This is a genomic window from Bacteroidota bacterium (genome assembly GCA_016706255.1).
Taxonomy (GTDB): Bacteria; Bacteroidota; Bacteroidia; order Chitinophagales; family BACL12; genus UBA7236.
Map to the genome: position 1 here is coordinate 1 of JADJJZ010000028.1, position 18,014 is coordinate 18,014.

Below are 18,014 nucleotides of genomic sequence, written 5' to 3' on the forward strand. Positions count from 1 at the left end.
TTTTAATTGTTTAACAGCATCATAACTTATTGCCGATTCTGAGCTGTACCAGCTGTCATTTTTACTACTGTGTAAGAATAATAAAGTGAAGCCGGCTGCCTTTATCCTTTTCACTTTCAACTTCTAGAATTTTACCATTGTGTAATTCAAGCAGTTTTTGGAAATACTCAAGCCTAAACCTGTGCCATTAAACTTCCGCGTTGTGTCGCTATATTTTTGCTCGAACGATACAAATATTTTTTCATTCTGTCTTTATCGATACACAATTTGAGTATCAGGAAACAATAAAATGTAAATTCATCTTATCCCCTGCCGGTTCTGATTTTGCCGTAGTGGTAATTAATCCCTTCTCAGTAAACTTAATCACGTACCAATTAAATTTAAAAGAGTCTGTCCTTGACCGTGTTGCATCACCTGAACAAAAACATTTTCTTGAGGCATATCTTTTGTAAAAACAACGCACTTTCTTCAGCTTTGAACTTGCATGATGGGTGTTTGCATTTATTATTAAGCAGTTCGTTTGGAGAAAATGGTTCCTGTTCCAGCTCTAGCACTTTGCCGACCCCAGTTTTTGAGATATCTAGACTAGCCATTCGTAATTACCAGCCACGGATCTGATGATTGTTTGGGTCGGTTAAATACTCTTTTGGTCTTCATTGGGGTTTCGTCTTGATAATATATCCGTCATCCCTTTTACTAGCATTCATAGGTGTGCAATTTTATAACTTGACTCATATTAGCCAGGAATTGGTGTTTAACTTTTCGCTGGATTCGGCTTTCTTTTTCAGCTTCTATAATTGCATTTTTGTTGTAATAATTGTTGTGTTTTTCGGGTGTAGCGAAGCCTGAAATACAACCTAATATAATCAATAAAAGTATAGCAGCGCCATAAAAAAAATTAATTTCTGTGACAACTCTTTAGTTAATTTAGTTTCCTGATTTTCAAGTGCAATTTTTGCTTCCGTTTTTTGCTTATCAAATCCTTATTGCGCTTGTGTCGCTAATAGTTTCTCGACATTTTCATTCGTAAAGTAGGGATCACTGACAACCTTTAATTTTAATTGCGTTCAGCGAGGCATTTTTATAATCACCTAATTGAGCATATGTTTTGCAGGCCCTTCATAACATTCTTTTGTTAACCGGTCGAATGTTGCGTTGCTTAATGCCTTTTCCGCCACCCCTTAATATTGTGGCGCTTCTTTGTATTTACCTTGTCCAAACAATGCATCCCCTAATCCGACATTTGATTTGGGTATCCAGTCTGTTGATAAATCATTAGCAAGGTTAATAGCTTGCCTGTATACATACTCTGCTTCCTTCCATTGATTTTTGATTCATAAACCCATCCCATTTGATTGAGATAATGGGTATGTTTCAATGGCTTTAGTTGTTTTAAACTTATAAAATCATAAGCTTTACTGGTAAAGTAAAAGAGCTATCATACTGTCCCATAAACCAATACGCTTCACCTTTATGCATTGTTACTTGTCAGCAACTGAATAAGTAGTATTGGTAGCAACAGCAAGCAGAAATACCTTGATTTAAATAAGTTATGGCAGATGCATATTCTTTCGTCGAAATCACGCATCCATCCCAGGTCATGAGTAATTCCAGCATCATCTCCTACGGTATCTTGTGCTTCAAAAGCATATTTATTTGCCTTATTATAATAGTCAAGAGCACGAACGTGATCGTAGCGCTGGAGCGGTATGTCTGTCCAGGATTGAAAGCCACCATGGTGACGTTTGCGGCAATGTCGGCCTTGTTATTCGCACCCGCGGCAATGGTTAGTAAGGTCATACTGCGCAATTGCTTTTGGCCAATAATTTAATCCATATACTCTGTAGGATTGGCCGAGGTATTATAATGCGCTTCAGCAATTCCATGCTCATATTTAATTTTTGTCGCAAGCTTTAACCCGTCTTTAATTGGCAAGAAACGAAACCAAAGAGAGTCCAAACGTAGCATTAATGAGCGGTAATAAAGTAGTGCGCACGACGTATCAACCTTGCAGTTTCCCAATAATCGGGCTTTGGAAATGTCATAACTACCTTGGTGCATCTTCTTGACGTAAAATTAACGATAGTTGGTATGCGCTGTCTATATTATCAATAAAGTTGTTGTAATCACTTTCATGTGATGCAATCTCATAATAAAGATTTGTATTTGCTGTCATTGGTAATTTCGAGTTGATGATATAAACTATCAAGCAATTTTTGCTTTGTCCAAAACAATTAATAGTTTGAAACAAAATAATGTAACTAATAAATAATTTAATATGCTTGAATTTAAACATCATTTTGTTATTAGGTGTTGAATTTTAGTCAGCAATTCATCTCTATATCAAATGGTTTCCAATAAAATCGTTCATACCTGCCTCATAACATAAATCAACTTCTTCTTTCAGCATTGGCTGTCATGGCAATTATTGGTCAATATTTGCTTTATCACCTTCCAGTTTTCTGATTGCTTTGGTAGCATCAAATCCATTCATTACGGGCATCTGGATATCCATCAGAATCACATCATATGTGTTGGATTTTAATTTTTCTACAGCAATTAATCCGTTCGCTTTCTAAATGTCTATCCATGCATCCTCAGCCCAGCATCTTCCAATTCTTCCTGAGCTAGAATTGCATTGTAATGATTATCTTCTACTAAGAGTATGTGCAAGCCTTTAAGTTGCTTTAGAACATCAGTAAAATCAATAACATCCTGAGTTGCTTCAACTGTTGTTTTTACTTTGTATGAGAATAATAAAATGGAACTGGCTGCCTTTACCTTTTCACTTTCAACCCATATTTTACCATTGGGTCAGTTTTAGAAATCCTCAAGCCTAATCCGATACTTCGCTAACTTTCCGTGTTGTATCGTTACTAAGCTTGTTCGAACGATTCAAATATTTTTTCCATCCTGTCTTTCTCGATACCAATTCCGGTGTCAGAAATGATAAAATGCAAATTCAAATTTTCACCAACCTGTTCTGATTTTATGGCCGTAGTTATCAATCCCTTTTCCGTAAACTTAATGGCATTACCAATTAAATTTAAAAGAATCTGGCGCAACCTTGTAGCATCACCTTGAACAACTAAATTTTCATTCGGAAAATCTTTTTGTAAAAACAAACCTTTTTCTTCAGCCTTGAACTGCATAATGGTATATACATTATTTACCAATTCATTTATTGAAAATGGTTCATGTTCCAGCTCTACTTTACCTGCATCAATTTTTGAAATATCCAAAATGTCGTTGATGATAACAAGTAATGAATCAAGAGGATTGTTTAATACCGGTTAAATATTTTTTTGATCATCATTAGGATTACGTCTGATTAAAATATCCGTCATCCTTTTTATCGCATTCATTGGTGTGCAATTTCGTGGCTCATATTTGCCAGGAACTGATGTTTTGCTTTTCCCGAAGTTCTGCACGTTTTTGTTGTTCAGCAATTTCTTTTGTGTTCGCAGATCGGCAGTGCATACGGTTTTACCGTTTTTCAAGAGGTAATTTATTTTTCAATGCCGCAGTATTCCGCCTAAAGCCATAAAAAACCAATAAAATAATAAAGGACAAGCACCCGGAACTGAACCTCATGTTTTCCACCATGGAGGAATGGTACAATAGTAATTTGTGTTCCTTCTTCATTCCACACACCATTGCTGTTACACGCTTTTACTTTGAAAATATATGTTCCTGGTTCGAGGTTGGAGTATGTTACAAATCTCCTGTCATTACTATATATCCAGTCCGGATCAATGCCTTGCATCTTGTAAGCATATTGGTTATCCTGGTTGAGAAGTAAAAGCTCCAGGAGCCACCAAATTCAAAGGTTAGCGTATTCTCGTTGTATATTATTTTTAAATGACCATCACCCGGTGGTAATTCACGATCAAAAATTTTGATAGATGATATGACAACAGTTGGAGGTGGTGATGCTGCGTTATCAATCTTGGAAGGATCAATAACATTTGTAGCCGTCCACTTCATCAAAAGCAACCTTCCATCCTTCGGCTTTACAACTTTGCCAGCATTGTTGACTAAACTCATAATTCTGCAAATGCCATCTTTAAAGTAAAATTTTTGCATGAATAATCATCCGGATTAAATCGGCATAAACCGAAATTAGTTCCCAGCTACAACATCCCATTATTTGTCGCAAAGTAAGTGTAAAGTACATCGTTGGGTAATCCATTTTCCGTTGTGAAATGTGTAAAATTATTGGTGGCGACTTTACAGCAACAGTTCGACCACCACCATTGGTGCCGCCAATCCATAAGTTACCATTTTTGTCCCGAACTCCAAAGCGCGCACATCATTTCCATGAATACTGTGCTCATCACCGGGAGATATTGGAATGAGTGAATCCATTTTTCTTCTCCGGATTTCAAGCAAGCGCAATCCTTTAATGCCTCCTGCCCGCATATTGCCTTGGGCATCTTCCCAGTGATAGTAAGAAACAATGTTTGAAATGCCGGAATCATTATTCAGATTATATTCAACGGGATTTAAAATTTCAATAAAACCGGATTGTCAAATCAATTTCATTTACATTAACGATAAATATTTTTCCTACCCCGGTGGCAATCCACATGGTGTTTTTACTATCATAAAACATATCACGGGCCCTCTTTCTCTCCAGCTTTTATCGAAAGATATACCTTATTGTTTTTGGATGCTCTATACTTATCCATCCACCCCAGGTTCCTGACCAGAGTATTTCGGATTCATCCTTGTTAGCTGAGACATTTGATGGTTCTTGTCTGAGCAGTCTCTGTAACTTCACTGAATTCTTTTTGTTGCATCGCAATTATAAAAGCCATTAAATGCACCTACCAGATATCACAATTCTGTTTCAAGGAATGACCGAACGTTTATAACATCGTTAGTAAAAACGATCTTCTTTTTATTCTCATCAGGACTTAATGATCCATAGCATGCCTACAGGTTCCATTTTAGCCTGACCTTCAGCTTGCATCCAATCCAAGCCATTCCTTCATCATCAGGTATTATTGTTATAATATTGTTTAGTAGAATACTTCCCTCACATTCCGGGCTCATAAAATAAACTGCTCAAACTGGTCGCTCAGGATTTGGTGGTGAAATAACCCATACCAGTTAGAATATATCAAAAGCACACCATGTTTATCTTCGACTTTGCCATCAATATTTAAAAATTTTATTTCATGTTAGAATTTTTGTTGAGTTGAATAATTATTTCCTCCCCGTTTCAATATTTAATTTATATAGTTTTCCATCTGTTGTAAAAGCAAAATAGTATTTTAGTGCCTGCAGTAAGGATATTAAATTCAACATTTTGCTTCACCAGAACCATTTGGTGGAGGTCCAAACCAGGAATGAACCTGTCAGTGTTTTTATCATGTATTTTTAAAGATGTTTTGTACTGATGGCAATAAAATTTTTCTCTAGCGCACTATATACAACAGAAAAAACGGTGGTGTCAGATTTGCCAAAGCGATCATACAAATTTATTTTAGTGAACCTTTTGTCATTGGATTTAAAAATATACACATTGCAAATATTCACCATAATGTTGGCAGAAGAGTCGCTTGCGGCACTTGATGTACCATATTCCCAACGCTCAGGTAGTGGAAAGGAGGAATTAAACTCAACATTACTTAGCGTGTTAGATTTTCATCTGTAAAAAGTAGGGTGCGTTGTTATCATTCTTCAAACTATAACAATAGTTTTTAAGAGGCCTCTATGAATCTTATACGGAAAGGGAGGCTGGATAATACGATTTTTGGGGATCATAAAGGCGAACTTCTTCCAGGTTTCGATATAAATATGGCTAAATCAGACATTAAAGACGCATTTGACATGGGATAGTCCAAAGTTCTATTAGAATCGTCGGGATTGTGCCGAAATAATTTCAGGAATTATACCCATCAGGCAACACCCCCAATACCCGGTTCCACCATAAATCCACAGGTAACCTGTTTGTGTCCTTAAACACTTGCCCCATACCCCTCGTTGTAGGGAGTCCATGCGGTTCGGTGTATTTTGTAAGCATTAATATTGCTGCTGCGTAACTTTCAATTACTGCTAACAAGTAAAATGAAGACTATATGTAAGATGTGCTTCATAAAATACTTGAATTAAGAATACATATTAATTGCTACTTTTTTTTAACATTATTCGTAATGATTAAGATTGCATTTATTATTAACTGCCCAACATAAAATTTTGAAAGGTGAAAATGATTATATAATTTAAATGTTTTCTATCTGGAAATCCACCGGCATGCACTCATCTTAAAGCCCCAAACACCACTTGCGCAGCTTTACTGAACAATTGATATAACAAATTTATGGGATAAATGCAAATACTTGCTTGGTTGGGTTATCTATTAGTTTATTACGATTATCAGGCAGTGGCCCAAGTTCGAAGTCTGAAGCCCGCAGTAATTACTGGTATTCAACTCCTGGTGCGACTGAGTTGGTACATACTATCAGGCGTTGAGCAGCGGTGATTAAGCAAAAACTTAGAAAAATCTACTTATCTTCGGCGGCAAATTAGTCGCCATTGCAACCACTTAAATCGCTCATTGTTGAAGATAATAAACCAATGGCAACCTGTTGGTTGAGTTTACTTGAGAAGATAGAAAAGAGATTGAAGTTATCGGGTTTAGCAAAAACAGGCAAAGAGGCAATCAGCACAGTTGAAACACTGCGGCCCAATGTGGTTTTTGGATGTTGAATTTACCGGATATGACGGTTTGAATTGCTGCAACAACTAACAAACGATGATTTTTTCGAGCAGTATTTACAACGACGCACTAGTCACTTTATGCCGCCAAGCATTTCGTTTTAATACACTGGACTATCTCATAAACCCGATAAAGAAAATGAGCTCCAGCTGAAAGTATCAAACGATTTATGTCAGCTAATAATGCTAATCCATTATTTGAGAGCAACTTTCAATAATCTTGAATCAAAGATATCGAAAATCGAAACTTGTTTTAATGACTTCAGAGTGGAGACATACGATTGCCCTTCCAAACAGATTACCCATATTGAAGCGACCATGCTATGTGGCATCTGTTCAAGCAATAACAGTAAGGGGTTATCTTCAAAAAATTTAGCTACCTTGAGAGATATTCTTACAGATGAAGCTTTTTCAGAAGTCACCGCTCGTTTCTGGTCAATAGAGTCCATGTTGAAGGCTTTGGTGCACCTTTCGTTTTAACAAAAGCGGAATAAAATTCCATTTCTGACCTTAGTGAATCTGAAAATTGGTTTAAAGGGATAAATTATTTTAAAGTGTTAATCGGACTAAATTTCAAACTTTTCAAAAGCTGATTTCCATTAGATTTATATGCATACTGTTTCAGAAAGTGTCTTTGACCATAAATTACCTTGCATCGGGGTCATATACATGGAAACTACATTTACTGGAAAACTTGGTCGTCATTTTACTGGATAATTAATAATATTTTCTCCATCATATTTATAAATTCCTTTATCAAAAGATGTTAGACTTGATATTTTTATTATTGTCGCTTCCACAATATGGGAGTAATAAATATAAACTTCCATCAAAAATTGTGCATTTCCGATACCGGTTTTTCTGATACTTTGCAATCCCACATCTGCTTTTGAGTTTGCTCGTAATCAAATCGATATTGTGCCAGGAATGTTACAAAACCAAAATCTCCGGCTTTGTCTTCCATAGAATTAGACCTTATACCAAAACTTACCTGCAGGAACAATCGTTTAAATCTTTCTTCATCCATTTAATTGTTTCCAGTAAAACGACATACCCCAAAAACTGAAGTCCCAAAGCCATTGCCTTGTCTGATTATTTTACTCAATGATAGCAATTTCATGGTTTAAAAGCAGGTTTATGCCACCGTTCAGCGAGATCATCATGTAGAAAATGTTTAGAAATACAAATCACTTCAATTTTTTCCATCGAATCTATAAGGTCCATTTTCATTCTTTTTTAAGATATTGGGCCACCCCCCCATTTCTTCCAATTCCAGTCGTTGCTTTTAATTGCCTGGGCGTTGTGTTGTTGCCCGTCAAACTTGTTGGCCACCTCCAAGTATTATAATGTAAATATTGTAAGTTTATCTTCCTGAATTTTGTCTGGTCGTATCATTAGCAGTCCATCTGCTGTATTATGATTTCCAATTTTTTCCCATCGCGCCGGGGCCTGCTTCCCATTGCTGCTAAACCATGTTATTTTTGAGATCACGGAAAGCATACCACATAACTGTTTCATCGGTTGGGTGATAATAAGTTTGCCAATCAAAGTTGGTTCAAATTTTAAAAAATATCTTTTCAACCTCCACTGTTTTCAGATTGACTGCTAGAGATACAAAATAAAATTAACATGTTTTGAAAATGAAATATCGATTATTTTTTCATAGTGAGTGGTTAAATATTAAGTTGATGGATAATGGTTGGTAATAAATGGACCTGGGAAATTCAGTATTTATCATTAATTGGTAATTATTTGTTCTCAAGCGCTCACGAATGTATTTTATTCGTTCACCAGAAGAATTTCAATTCAGTTACTAATTTATTCCGACTACTAACAGCCTCAATCACCTCTTGAAAATAATATTTGCTTTTTAATGCCAAATGTTTTGGCAAACTCAAGCAGGTCATTTTTTGAAAAATTCTCAGCCCTACCATTTACGGAAGATTGATGCGCTTGTCCATGTTCCACCGGGATTGTATTGCCGAAAAACATATATCATAGGCTGGAGCTACTTGCCAAATTCAATCGGGCGACATCGAAAGAAAAATTCTTTACATGATCATCATGATTTCTCGCAATTACATTTAAATAACATTCACCGATATTGCTGTTCGAATTGATTATAAGGTAATTGACCGTAGCACCTTTCGATATTCGGAATAAAGTCTCTTATGTTCCGGCGCCAAGGAGTTTAAGTAGTTAATTCCGGTTAATGAGCCAAATGTTTGCATATGTAATTTTTCACCATTATGGCGCTCCTGTAAAGTCGTTTTGTAAGAAAGTGAAACCTGTTGTTTTCTTCATACAACATACTTTCAGACATTCCTCTTAAGCTTCCTTACCAATTTGAAGCAATGGATTAAATTTGCCATACCTTCGCTCTACCCTAAGACTCATGTTCATTTGCACCATCAATTTTTAATAGACAATAAGTATAACCCACCGGTTGAATAATGTCACGGGTCTTATTTCTTTTATTTATTATTTTGGTTAAATTTTATAGCCACTAAAGCTTTTGCCCTTACCACCTACCGATGTACTATTCTTAAAATATTAGAAAGGTTTTCTTTATCTAAATCACTATAAATAGTTGCCTGTTTATTTTTCCAATACTTTTTAGCCACGGCTAACAACTCACCTACATCAACTTTATAATTATGGTTTGACTTATGATTAATAGGCGCAAACTCCAGGGCACCCATACCTCTTATACCAACATATGTTAATCGGTCAACCGGATTTATGTCATCAATCGATAAATCATGTTGCGTTAACCAAGCCTTCATCATTACATTACCAAAATCGTCAGGTAGTGAGTCAGAAAGTAAATAGGGTAAATTATGAAAATTGATATGGGTCTCTATTTGTTTCAAAAACACCTAGCTTCTGTTGGCATTACAATCGGAGAAGGTTCCAACTTTCCAATTATTTGCGAATTATATTGAAAAATGGAACATCCTTTGTCATCATTCCAATCAACAGTTCCTATGGATTGACCGTAAAAAAATACTTCTACTATCATGCCTATTTTATTTTTTAGATGCTCTGGTTCGCTCCGATTTTAATTTAGCCTTTTCAAATTTCAATTTTAATTCGAATTTTCGCCAACCCTAAATACAGATTCAAAATCTTTATTCGATTAAGACGAATCAATATTCGAATCAAGCTTTCAACGGTTGTTGACTTGCCTTGTTCAATTTGACTAATTGTTGTTACACTAAGTCCAACTTCTTCACACAATTCTTGCTGTGTCAGATTATGCTGAACTCTAATTTTTTAAGTCGTTTACCGATTTCGGTTAATATCTCCTTTTCTGTTAAAAACAACCAGTTTTCCATTATTATTGGCTTTAATATTATAATAGTATTAGTTAGTTTAGCTTTTCGTTACTAACTATAAGTATTACATAAGTTATAACAAAGATATAGAATATATTTAACTATTAGTGTACTTATAGTAATTAAACTAAAACTGATATAACTATTAATATTCTATAAGTTATTTTTGATTGCATAAATTATTGATTACCAAATGGTTATGATATCTACTCCATGCTTGCGTGCCAAAGGAAGTGAAATGGAGGCTGAAATTAAAAATTAGGTTGCGTAAAGGAGTGCCAAGCTTTATAGAATTTCATATTATAATAACCATAAATGACAAAATGTAAAAAAGATTCGCCGACATTCAAATACTGAAAGCGTCGTAAGGGTTCAAAGACTAAACTACGGTTTAGAAAAAATCAATAAAATCAATCCTATAAATTAGTGCTTATATATTACCAAAACCTCCAACTGTTTTGCAACAAATTCCATTTGCCATTTCAATTTATAATCGAACCATTGATCTCTGTATTCGCCACTATCGTGAATAATCGCCATGAAGTGACCAAATGGTTTTCTATTGTTTAAGGCGTAGGCGAGGTTGTTTTTCAGTTGCGGAGCTGTGGTTAACTGCTCAGTAAAATCACGCATCATATTAAAGGCTTCTGAGGAAGACCATTTTTCAATTTCTTCGTATGACTTACGTTGTTTTTTTAATAATTTGAGCTCCTCTTCCCAAACATCTGCTTCCATGTTTTCCAAGTCGTCCTCGCTAGGAACAAATATTAATGCACCGCTTGTTTTATGAATAAGCTCTGAATCCCATATCCAGTTCTTCGGCTATTTCTTTGGCTTTGGCAGATAAATTTGAGTCCATTTTTTATAGAATTGAAATTTACTAATACAAAATTATTTAATCCTAATTAAAAAACCATATTTTTTAAAAGTGTCCTCTCAATAAAGGTTTAAACACCACTTATATTGATAAAATTGCAATATCAATAACCTCAATCATTTTCAGTTACAATCGTTTTATCATTCCTACTCCACTCACTCCACGAACCGACATACAAATTCGGAATTTCCATTTCAGCATAAGCCAAAGCAAGTAACGTATGACAAGCCGTTACACCTGAGCCGCAATGCACGATAATATTTTCCGATTTAATTTGGTTGAATAACTGTTCATATTTGTTTCTTAAAACTTGCGGGTCGAGAAATAATCCCTGCTCGTTTATGTTTTCTGTAAATGGCATATTTACTGCTCCGGGTATATGTCCTGCTATTAAATCGATTGGTTCAAATTTACCGTCATAACGTTCTTTGGACCTAACATCAATTACCAAATAATCAGGGTTTCTTGAAACATTTTCTACCTCGTTCATTTCGATTGTTGGTAAGGTCCATTCGGTGATTAAATATGGTTCAGCGGCCGGTTTAATAATTTCCGTTTTAGCACGCATCGGAAAATTATTTTTTTTGGCCTGATTGAATCCGCCATTTAAAACCTGCACCTTTTCATGTCCTGCCGATTTTAACATCCACCAAAATCTTGCTGCTGCGTTTGAACCATTATTATCATCATAAATAACGAGATGGTTGTTTTTTGAAATACTTAGGTCGGTTAACGTTTTAGCGAATGCGGCTACAGTTGGCAATGGATGTCGACCGCCATCGGCAAAGTCGCTTTTAATATCCGCCAATTGTGTATTTAAATCAACAAAATAAGCGCCGGTTAAATGTTGCTGTTGGTAGTTAGTATATGCATTTTTGCGGTGCTGACATCGAAAATCATCACATCAGGATTATTGTATATTTTCAGTAATTCGTCTGTTTCAATAATTGGTGAGAGGCGCATGTCTTTTTATTAACTTTTTCAAAAAGAAAACTTATAGAAGTAACTTTCAATATCAAAATATAAAAACGGTTTTTATTTTATCCTTGTAAAACATCAGGCAATATTAATTTATCACTAATTGTTTCACTATCATGTTTCCATCCCAAACCAATTGCACTAAATAAACTCCGGCATGTAATCCCTCAATTGAAATGACTTCATTTATTTTTCCGCCAATACTTTGTATTTCTTTAATATACATGCTTTCCCATGCAGGAATAAATTTCAATTGTTGCTACTCTGTGGCAGCTATTTCTGCAGATAAAACAAAATTATTATTGGTTGGATTGGGATAAATAGAAAATCCGGAATATCGGTCACGCCTTCTTTTAACGGTAAAAGTGGTAAAATTATATAAAGCTGAAAACGGACTGGAAACATCACCACAAATGGTTTTTATTTTATATTCATAAGTTGTATTGGGTGACAAGCCGGTTAAATTTTTAAAAAACATGACTGAATTTTTCTTTTGCCATACGCCACCTGTAATCGGGCGATAATTTATTTGATATTTAGAAGAATCTAATCCTGCATCCCAAAATATTTTTGCGGAAGTTGTGGTGATATTATCACTATAAATTCCGCCGGGTGCATCGCAGGTAAAATCAGCAGCTAATTTTACAATCCAATAATCATGATCACCATCGTGACCAATTTTGTCGCCCGTGCTTCCCGAATTGGAATAACCTGCAACAACATACCCATTATCGCTACTTGCAATAATATCAGTGGCATAATCAGATTCATATCCACCCAGTGTTTTTTCCCATTCAACAATTCCTAATGAATTAATTTGAACAACCCAATAATCATAATGATTATCATCGCCGGGTAAACCAATTACATTTTGCGTTTTATCATCAGAAATATCCGATACTGATCTGCCACACATGATATATCCGCCAAAATTAGTTTGTGTTATTGCAGTTAATTCATCAAATGAATCACCACCAATGGTATTATCCCATTCAATTAAACCTTCAGCATTTAACTTCACTCCAATAATCAGACAATCCTAAGCGGTGCTCCGACTTATCATCCGATTCATTTGAAGCTGATGATCCGCCTAAAATATAACCACCATCGGGTGTTTGTTCAATATCAAGTAAATTATCTCCGTCGTTTCCACCAATGGTGTTATCCCATTCTGTAATTCCTGATGCATTTAATTTAACCAACCAAAAATCAGGTTCAATATCAGGCCCTATCATATCTTCAGTTTTATCAAATCCAATGTTAGAATAGGAGGCTCCACCTAAAATATATCCACCATCTGCAGTATGCACCACAACTGTTAAAAGGTCATCTTCTAAACTGCCAATAGTTTGATCCCATTCAATATTTCCTGCCGCATTTAATTTAATAACCCAATAATCATAATGGCCAAATCGATTTTCTGATTTATCTATTGACGCATTGGAAAAAGAATAACCGCCAAAATATATCCGCCATCTGAAGTTTGATCTAAACTTCTAAAATAGTCTTCATTTGCACCTCCGTGCGTATTTTCCCATTCAATTTCACCGGTGCTGTTTAATTTAATAATCCAGTAATCTGTTTTGCCGATTTTATTTTCCGATTTATCAGCAGAAGCATTAGATTCTGATTCCCCACCAATAATATATCCGCCATCAGGTGTTTGCTGTATAACATATAAATTATCTCTTCCGGTTCCGCCAATGGTTTCATCCCATTGAATTTCACCTGCACTATTTACTTTCACAATCCAGTAATCATCATCACCAATTCTGTTTTCGGTTTTATCAGCAGTATTTTTCGAATACGATGAGCCCCAAGAATGTAACCCCCATCACTTGTTTGAGCGATACTACGCATGTCTTCTGTTGAAGTGCCACCAATAGTGTTTTGCCATTCAATTGCAGGAGATTGCGCCTGTAGGGCTAAAATGGGGGCTAATAGACTAAACAGCAGGTAATGTTTTTTCATAAAATTGAATTATTCATTGAAATTCAATATAATTATTCATAAATGCAAACGCATACCGCCGCAATTCTTCAACATTTAGCTAAACAAACTGTTAGCCTTTGAATTTTTAGTCTAAAATTTTAAACGAATTAAATGTACTTAAAACAGATGCCCTGTCTGCCGGATAACAAATAGAATACAGCATATAATATCTATTGTTTTTAATAATTAAACACCATAATTCTATGGTTCCTGTTGGATTAATATTTGTATCTTTTACAATTACTTCCCGCATTTTAGCCTTTTCCCCATTTATTTTTGGTTCGGCATCAATTATATTGTTATATGGAATCTTAACCCCATTGGTGAAATAATTTATATCGACATATTTTTTGTAATAGGCTTCGTAACTGAGACTGGTGGTATCGGTTGTTATAAGAAAATATCCTCCGGTTTCTGACTTGCTTACGGTTAATTCAAGTCCGGTTGGTCCTAAAAACTCTTTATTTTCAAAATCCTCCAATTTCCATTTGGCATTATAATCAAAAGCTACCCTTACCGATGTGCCGCTGTATGTTGCTTTGCCTTCAGGAAAATTATCCTTAACAATAAAATTAGAATTCCTTTCAGCTTTTTCTTTTTCAGCCTGTAAGGCCATTTCTTCAAGTAAAATTGTAGAGGCACTATATGCCTTAAATACAGTTTTATCTAAACCCAAAACCACATCTTTGTCTGCGCTGGAAATATAAATTAGCCACCAACTAATTTCAACTGTATATTTAAATTTGTATTCAAATAAAAACTCGTTATTTAAAAAATATTTAACATCATTTTTTCTATGAATAATTTTAACTAAATTACTCTTTCTTTACCTGCCGTTTTCCACTACCTAAGTGGTTATTGTATCCCCACCTGTAAGGCTCCAATCCTAATTCATTATAATTTAATTTAAGATCATACGGAGTTTTAAATTCCACAACTGTAAATTCAAGATGGTAATAGGTGACTGGTCGCCCATCCAATTTTGTCAATTCAAACTCAATGTCGGAGGCCTCATTTAATTGTTTCTGTTTTTCAGATAAATCATAGGGAAACCCAAGTGAAGCAGATTCTCGTTTCCCTTTTGAAACATACATTCCGTTTTCGATTTTACCTGTCCTAAATTCATTTGTTGGCTTCCACATCCAGGCACTGGGATTCGTATAATCTTCATAAATGGAAACATCCGGTATTTTGGCAACGCACCAAAAGTCAATAACAACAATAAGGAAAGGGTGATAATTTTCATTGGTTAATAATTTAGCTTTTTTATGCAGCATAAACCAACTATTGTTACAACTTACTTCAAAGTGCACCAACCTTGTCAGTAACTGCTACAATTTCAAAACTACTAAATTTTTTCAGAATTTATAATTACCATCCATAATTAGAAAGATTCTGCTTATAGCATCATTAAATCATCGAATGAAATGACAAAAAAGCCCGACCTGAATTTTATGATATTTCTTTTAAGTAATACTTTCAGTTCAATATCAGGTATCAGTTTAAAGTTCATTTTTTTGCTTTGAATTTCTTATTTTACTAAACTCATCGCGCATAATTTGCAAACCTTCTTGTTGCGAGAGGGGCTTTTCTTTGCAATAATCTTCCAAACTTTTTTGGTCGCAGATGAGTTGGTTTAAAAGTGGTGTAGTTTCAATTGTTTTAAACTGGGACAGTTTTGAAATTTTTCCGGATAAATTCCGTGAGCGGTTTTTATGATTAACCGGAGGAGGGTTATACAATAGGCAGGATGTTTTTCCCGGTTAATGTCGTCCCGGTGTATTTTTTTAAACGTAATCAATAATAGTTCTTCTGCATGTTTTTTGAAGGACAAATTTCCAATGCTAACCCAAATAACATCGGACTATATTTTTCATAAATCTTTTCAAAATTTGCAGTGTTCATCATACCCTATCTCTTCCAAAATGGTGGGATACAAAACTCAAAGGTTTAAAATTGAAAAAATTACAAATTTGTAGAAATAAGTTATATAACTCCCACATTTACAAAATAAAGGATGGATTTCAGATAAGGCTAGACTACAGCAGTGGATTGAATTACAGGGGATTTCTTTTGAAAATAACTTCGATTTAGCTATCCAAAATAATTTGATATGTTTGGGTGTTGTTTAAACCATTTATTACCGCTTATTGAACACTGCGCATTACAATATTGGACAACGTTGAGTATAAGTTTATTTTAAACGCTCGAGCAACATTTAAGTTCATTCTATTTTCACAAAATTATCCCCGAGTTTAACCATAAAGTTAATTTCAGCATCCAGCGCCTTAAAAATTTTATAGATTGTATCAATTGTTGCTGTTGGCGCTATTTTCCAACTTCGAAATTTGCGCTTTTGCGCACCTACTAATTTGCCCAAGTTGCTGTTGTGTTAAACTGCGCTCCTAATCGCGCTGTTTTAATCATTTTGCCCAAAACTTCCATTCGAAGTTCATATTCATATTCGTCACGTTTGGTGCGCCAACTTCACCAATGAATTTATCCTTCATTTCCTGAAGCGAATACGTTTTATCTTTTTTTGTCGCCATAGTAATGTCAATTTAGAGTGAATTGCAATCATAAACGCATTAGACTCCTCCATAAACCTCGTCTCAAAAATCGCAACCTAGAATGTCAAAAGTATAAGGCCAAGATAAAAATAAGTTTCCATTTTTAGAAACTTTATAAATAATTACCGCTGCAGGTTGTATGATTAATATAAAATTGTTTTTACTGTATCTTTTCATGAGCTTACCTAAAATCACCCGCATCAATATTATACGAGTTAAAGAATAATCCGAATAAATTATTTCGCCGGTATTACCATTTATAACATTAACATATTTGTCGGTTGCACTTTTAACAAAAATCAAATAATAGAAGTCATCCTTAGCTTCCAAGGATTTTTTTGCTCAAAACATCCATTGAAACAACTTCATACTTCAATTCGTAGTTTTTAAATAAATCCTTTTCTTTATACCTTTCAGATTCGCTGCCGGTGAATTTGTTGTTTTTATCAACATAGTCAGGGACATATAAGGTCGCGGTATTTAATTTTTTTAATGCAGTTGTATTTGCAACACTTTCATCTAATGTACGTACAACAGCTTTACTTAATAATGTCATTAAAGTTTGGATGTCATTTTTTAAAATGCCCGGACTCCAGTTACGAATGAAACCACCACAATCAAAGTCAGTCATATTTAGAAATTCGGGCGTGAGTGATGCATCTAGTGTGGGATAAAGTTCAATTCGGGCAACCTGTACAACATAAGTTGAATTAAATTCATTTCCCTCTTTTTCAAAATATTTTTCATCGCAGGTCCACAACTCAAAATAAATATGATTTTTGGCATATACTTCTGTATTTGTTTGATTGTGCACGTCGGTTTTTGTAACTTGAATATCTTGTTGTGTATTTCAAAATAAAAAGAATTATTCGGTGCCAGATATTTTCAACTTCATCATTTTAATAAATTTAACTTCATTAAAGTCCAGTATTCGTTAAAAACATCAATATACGCTTTAGCTATCGGCGAGTTAGGATTTTTCATAACTACATAAGTAGTCCCCTTCTTAATTTTCGAAATTTCGGAACATTGGAGATAGCTACTTGGCCAAACAGGCTACTGCAGGAAATGTAATAACTATTAAAGAGCAAAAATATTTAAATGTTGTTTTCATGGTAAAAGTTTTAGATAAAACGAATTTATGATTTGTAGCTAAATTAAAAAAATAATTTGTTGTGAAAAATTTTGCAGTATATTTGCTCCATGAAAAATGTCAACAGGGCAAATATTTAGTAGTAACTCGTTTTTAGCTGCAAGTCACGTAGCGAGCGGGTTCTGTTTGTCGTGTGGTTAGATAAATATATTAAAAGAGGATTCTGAAACCGTTTGTTGTAAAGTAGCAAACGGTTTTTTTGTTTTTTGCTAATCAGGAGATGTAGGCAGCTTCGGTCTATGCGTTGGACTGAAAATCCAAAGAAACAGGTTCGACTCCTGTCGTCCCCACCATTTTGGAAATGTAGCAAAGATGGTCAATGCAGCGGACTGAAAATCCGCCCATGTAGGTTCGAGTCCTACCGCTTCCCCTTTTGAGAA

The 18,014-nt window shown here is 34.9% G+C and carries 19 protein-coding genes, 2 tRNA genes and 2 pseudogenes; 2 read left to right on the forward strand and 21 right to left on the reverse strand.

Features of this window, described 5'->3' with window-relative positions; genetic code table 11:
• Positions 1 to 2,425 precede the first annotated feature (2,425 nt).
• From IPI65_17755 to IPI65_17855, 21 genes and pseudogenes are all read right to left on the reverse strand, one after another.
• Entirely contained in the window at positions 2,426 to 2,560 is a 135-nt protein-coding gene (locus IPI65_17755) for a response regulator (GenBank protein ID MBK7443275.1), read from the reverse strand.
• A gap of 316 nt (positions 2,561 to 2,876) precedes the next feature.
• Positions 2,877 to 3,242, reverse strand: a complete 366-nt coding sequence (locus IPI65_17760; GenBank protein MBK7443276.1) for a hypothetical protein — start codon at positions 3,240 to 3,242, stop codon at positions 2,877 to 2,879.
• 293 nt (positions 3,243 to 3,535) lie between these two features.
• The gene (locus IPI65_17765) at positions 3,536 to 3,766 is read right to left on the reverse strand and encodes a hypothetical protein (protein MBK7443277.1); all 231 of its coding nucleotides are present in this window, start codon (positions 3,764 to 3,766) and stop codon (positions 3,536 to 3,538) included.
• Positions 3,715 to 4,086, reverse strand: coding sequence for a hypothetical protein (locus IPI65_17770; protein MBK7443278.1), 372 nt, complete (start codon positions 4,084 to 4,086; stop codon positions 3,715 to 3,717). Before IPI65_17770 ends, IPI65_17765 begins: the two co-directional genes overlap by 52 nt.
• 144 nt (positions 4,087 to 4,230) lie before the next feature.
• Positions 4,231 to 4,422, reverse strand: coding sequence for a hypothetical protein (locus IPI65_17775; GenBank protein MBK7443279.1), 192 nt, complete (start codon positions 4,420 to 4,422; stop codon positions 4,231 to 4,233).
• 2,111 nt (positions 4,423 to 6,533) lie between these two features.
• A complete protein-coding gene (locus IPI65_17780) occupies positions 6,534 to 6,677 on the reverse strand; it encodes a hypothetical protein (protein ID MBK7443280.1) in 144 nt (47 codons plus the stop codon).
• Positions 6,678 to 6,920: 243 nt separating this feature from the next.
• Positions 6,921 to 7,175, reverse strand: a complete 255-nt coding sequence (locus IPI65_17785; GenBank protein ID MBK7443281.1) for a hypothetical protein — start codon at positions 7,173 to 7,175, stop codon at positions 6,921 to 6,923.
• 380 nt (positions 7,176 to 7,555) lie between these two features.
• Positions 7,556 to 7,753: a hypothetical protein gene (locus tag IPI65_17790; GenBank protein MBK7443282.1), complete on the reverse strand. Its 198-nt coding sequence runs from the start codon at positions 7,751 to 7,753 to the stop codon at positions 7,556 to 7,558.
• Positions 7,754 to 9,254: 1,501 nt separating this feature from the next.
• On the reverse strand, positions 9,255 to 9,599 hold the full coding sequence (locus tag IPI65_17795; protein MBK7443283.1) for a HipA N-terminal domain-containing protein: 345 nt from the start codon (positions 9,597 to 9,599) through the stop codon (positions 9,255 to 9,257).
• Between the two features lie 202 nt (positions 9,600 to 9,801).
• The gene (locus IPI65_17800; protein ID MBK7443284.1) at positions 9,802 to 9,966 is read right to left on the reverse strand and encodes a helix-turn-helix domain-containing protein; all 165 of its coding nucleotides are present in this window, start codon (positions 9,964 to 9,966) and stop codon (positions 9,802 to 9,804) included.
• 521 nt (positions 9,967 to 10,487) lie between these two features.
• On the reverse strand, positions 10,488 to 10,874 hold the full coding sequence (locus IPI65_17805; protein MBK7443285.1) for a hypothetical protein: 387 nt from the start codon (positions 10,872 to 10,874) through the stop codon (positions 10,488 to 10,490).
• Positions 10,875 to 11,053: 179 nt separating this feature from the next.
• Positions 11,054 to 11,904 (reverse strand): annotated as a pseudogene (locus tag IPI65_17810) (sulfurtransferase).
• 103 nt (positions 11,905 to 12,007) lie between these two features.
• Positions 12,008 to 12,172, reverse strand: coding sequence for a hypothetical protein (locus IPI65_17815; GenBank protein ID MBK7443286.1), 165 nt, complete (start codon positions 12,170 to 12,172; stop codon positions 12,008 to 12,010).
• Positions 12,173 to 12,178: 6 nt separating this feature from the next.
• Positions 12,179 to 12,940 (reverse strand): fibronectin type III domain-containing protein, encoded by a 762-nt coding sequence (locus tag IPI65_17820; GenBank protein MBK7443287.1) that lies wholly within the window; start codon positions 12,938 to 12,940, stop codon positions 12,179 to 12,181.
• Positions 12,924 to 13,229: a hypothetical protein gene (locus tag IPI65_17825; protein ID MBK7443288.1), complete on the reverse strand. Its 306-nt coding sequence runs from the start codon at positions 13,227 to 13,229 to the stop codon at positions 12,924 to 12,926. The genes IPI65_17820 and IPI65_17825 overlap by 17 nt, the downstream gene beginning before the upstream one ends.
• Positions 13,230 to 13,348: 119 nt before the next feature.
• Positions 13,349 to 13,666: a hypothetical protein gene (locus tag IPI65_17830; GenBank protein MBK7443289.1), complete on the reverse strand. Its 318-nt coding sequence runs from the start codon at positions 13,664 to 13,666 to the stop codon at positions 13,349 to 13,351.
• Positions 13,663 to 13,890 carry a hypothetical protein gene (locus IPI65_17835; GenBank protein MBK7443290.1) on the reverse strand — a complete coding sequence of 76 codons (228 nt, stop codon included), beginning with the start codon at positions 13,888 to 13,890 and terminating at the stop codon, positions 13,663 to 13,665. Before IPI65_17835 ends, IPI65_17830 begins: the two co-directional genes overlap by 4 nt.
• A gap of 106 nt (positions 13,891 to 13,996) precedes the next feature.
• Positions 13,997 to 14,587, reverse strand: coding sequence for a hypothetical protein (locus IPI65_17840; protein ID MBK7443291.1), 591 nt, complete (start codon positions 14,585 to 14,587; stop codon positions 13,997 to 13,999).
• A 139-nt stretch (positions 14,588 to 14,726) separates the two neighbouring features.
• Complete coding sequence (locus tag IPI65_17845; GenBank protein MBK7443292.1) at positions 14,727 to 15,188, reverse strand: hypothetical protein; 462 nt, start codon at positions 15,186 to 15,188, stop codon at positions 14,727 to 14,729.
• Between the two features lie 947 nt (positions 15,189 to 16,135).
• Positions 16,136 to 16,460 (reverse strand): annotated as a pseudogene (locus IPI65_17850) (helix-turn-helix transcriptional regulator).
• A gap of 340 nt (positions 16,461 to 16,800) precedes the next feature.
• Positions 16,801 to 17,295 carry a hypothetical protein gene (locus tag IPI65_17855; GenBank protein ID MBK7443293.1) on the reverse strand — a complete coding sequence of 165 codons (495 nt, stop codon included), beginning with the start codon at positions 17,293 to 17,295 and terminating at the stop codon, positions 16,801 to 16,803.
• A gap of 555 nt (positions 17,296 to 17,850) precedes the next feature.
• Here IPI65_17855 and IPI65_17860 point away from each other — a divergent pair.
• Both IPI65_17860 and IPI65_17865 read left to right on the forward strand, forming a co-directional pair.
• Positions 17,851 to 17,927, forward strand: a tRNA-Phe gene (locus IPI65_17860).
• Between the two features lie 4 nt (positions 17,928 to 17,931).
• Positions 17,932 to 18,004 (forward strand) — tRNA-Phe (locus tag IPI65_17865).
• Positions 18,005 to 18,014 lie beyond the last annotated feature (10 nt).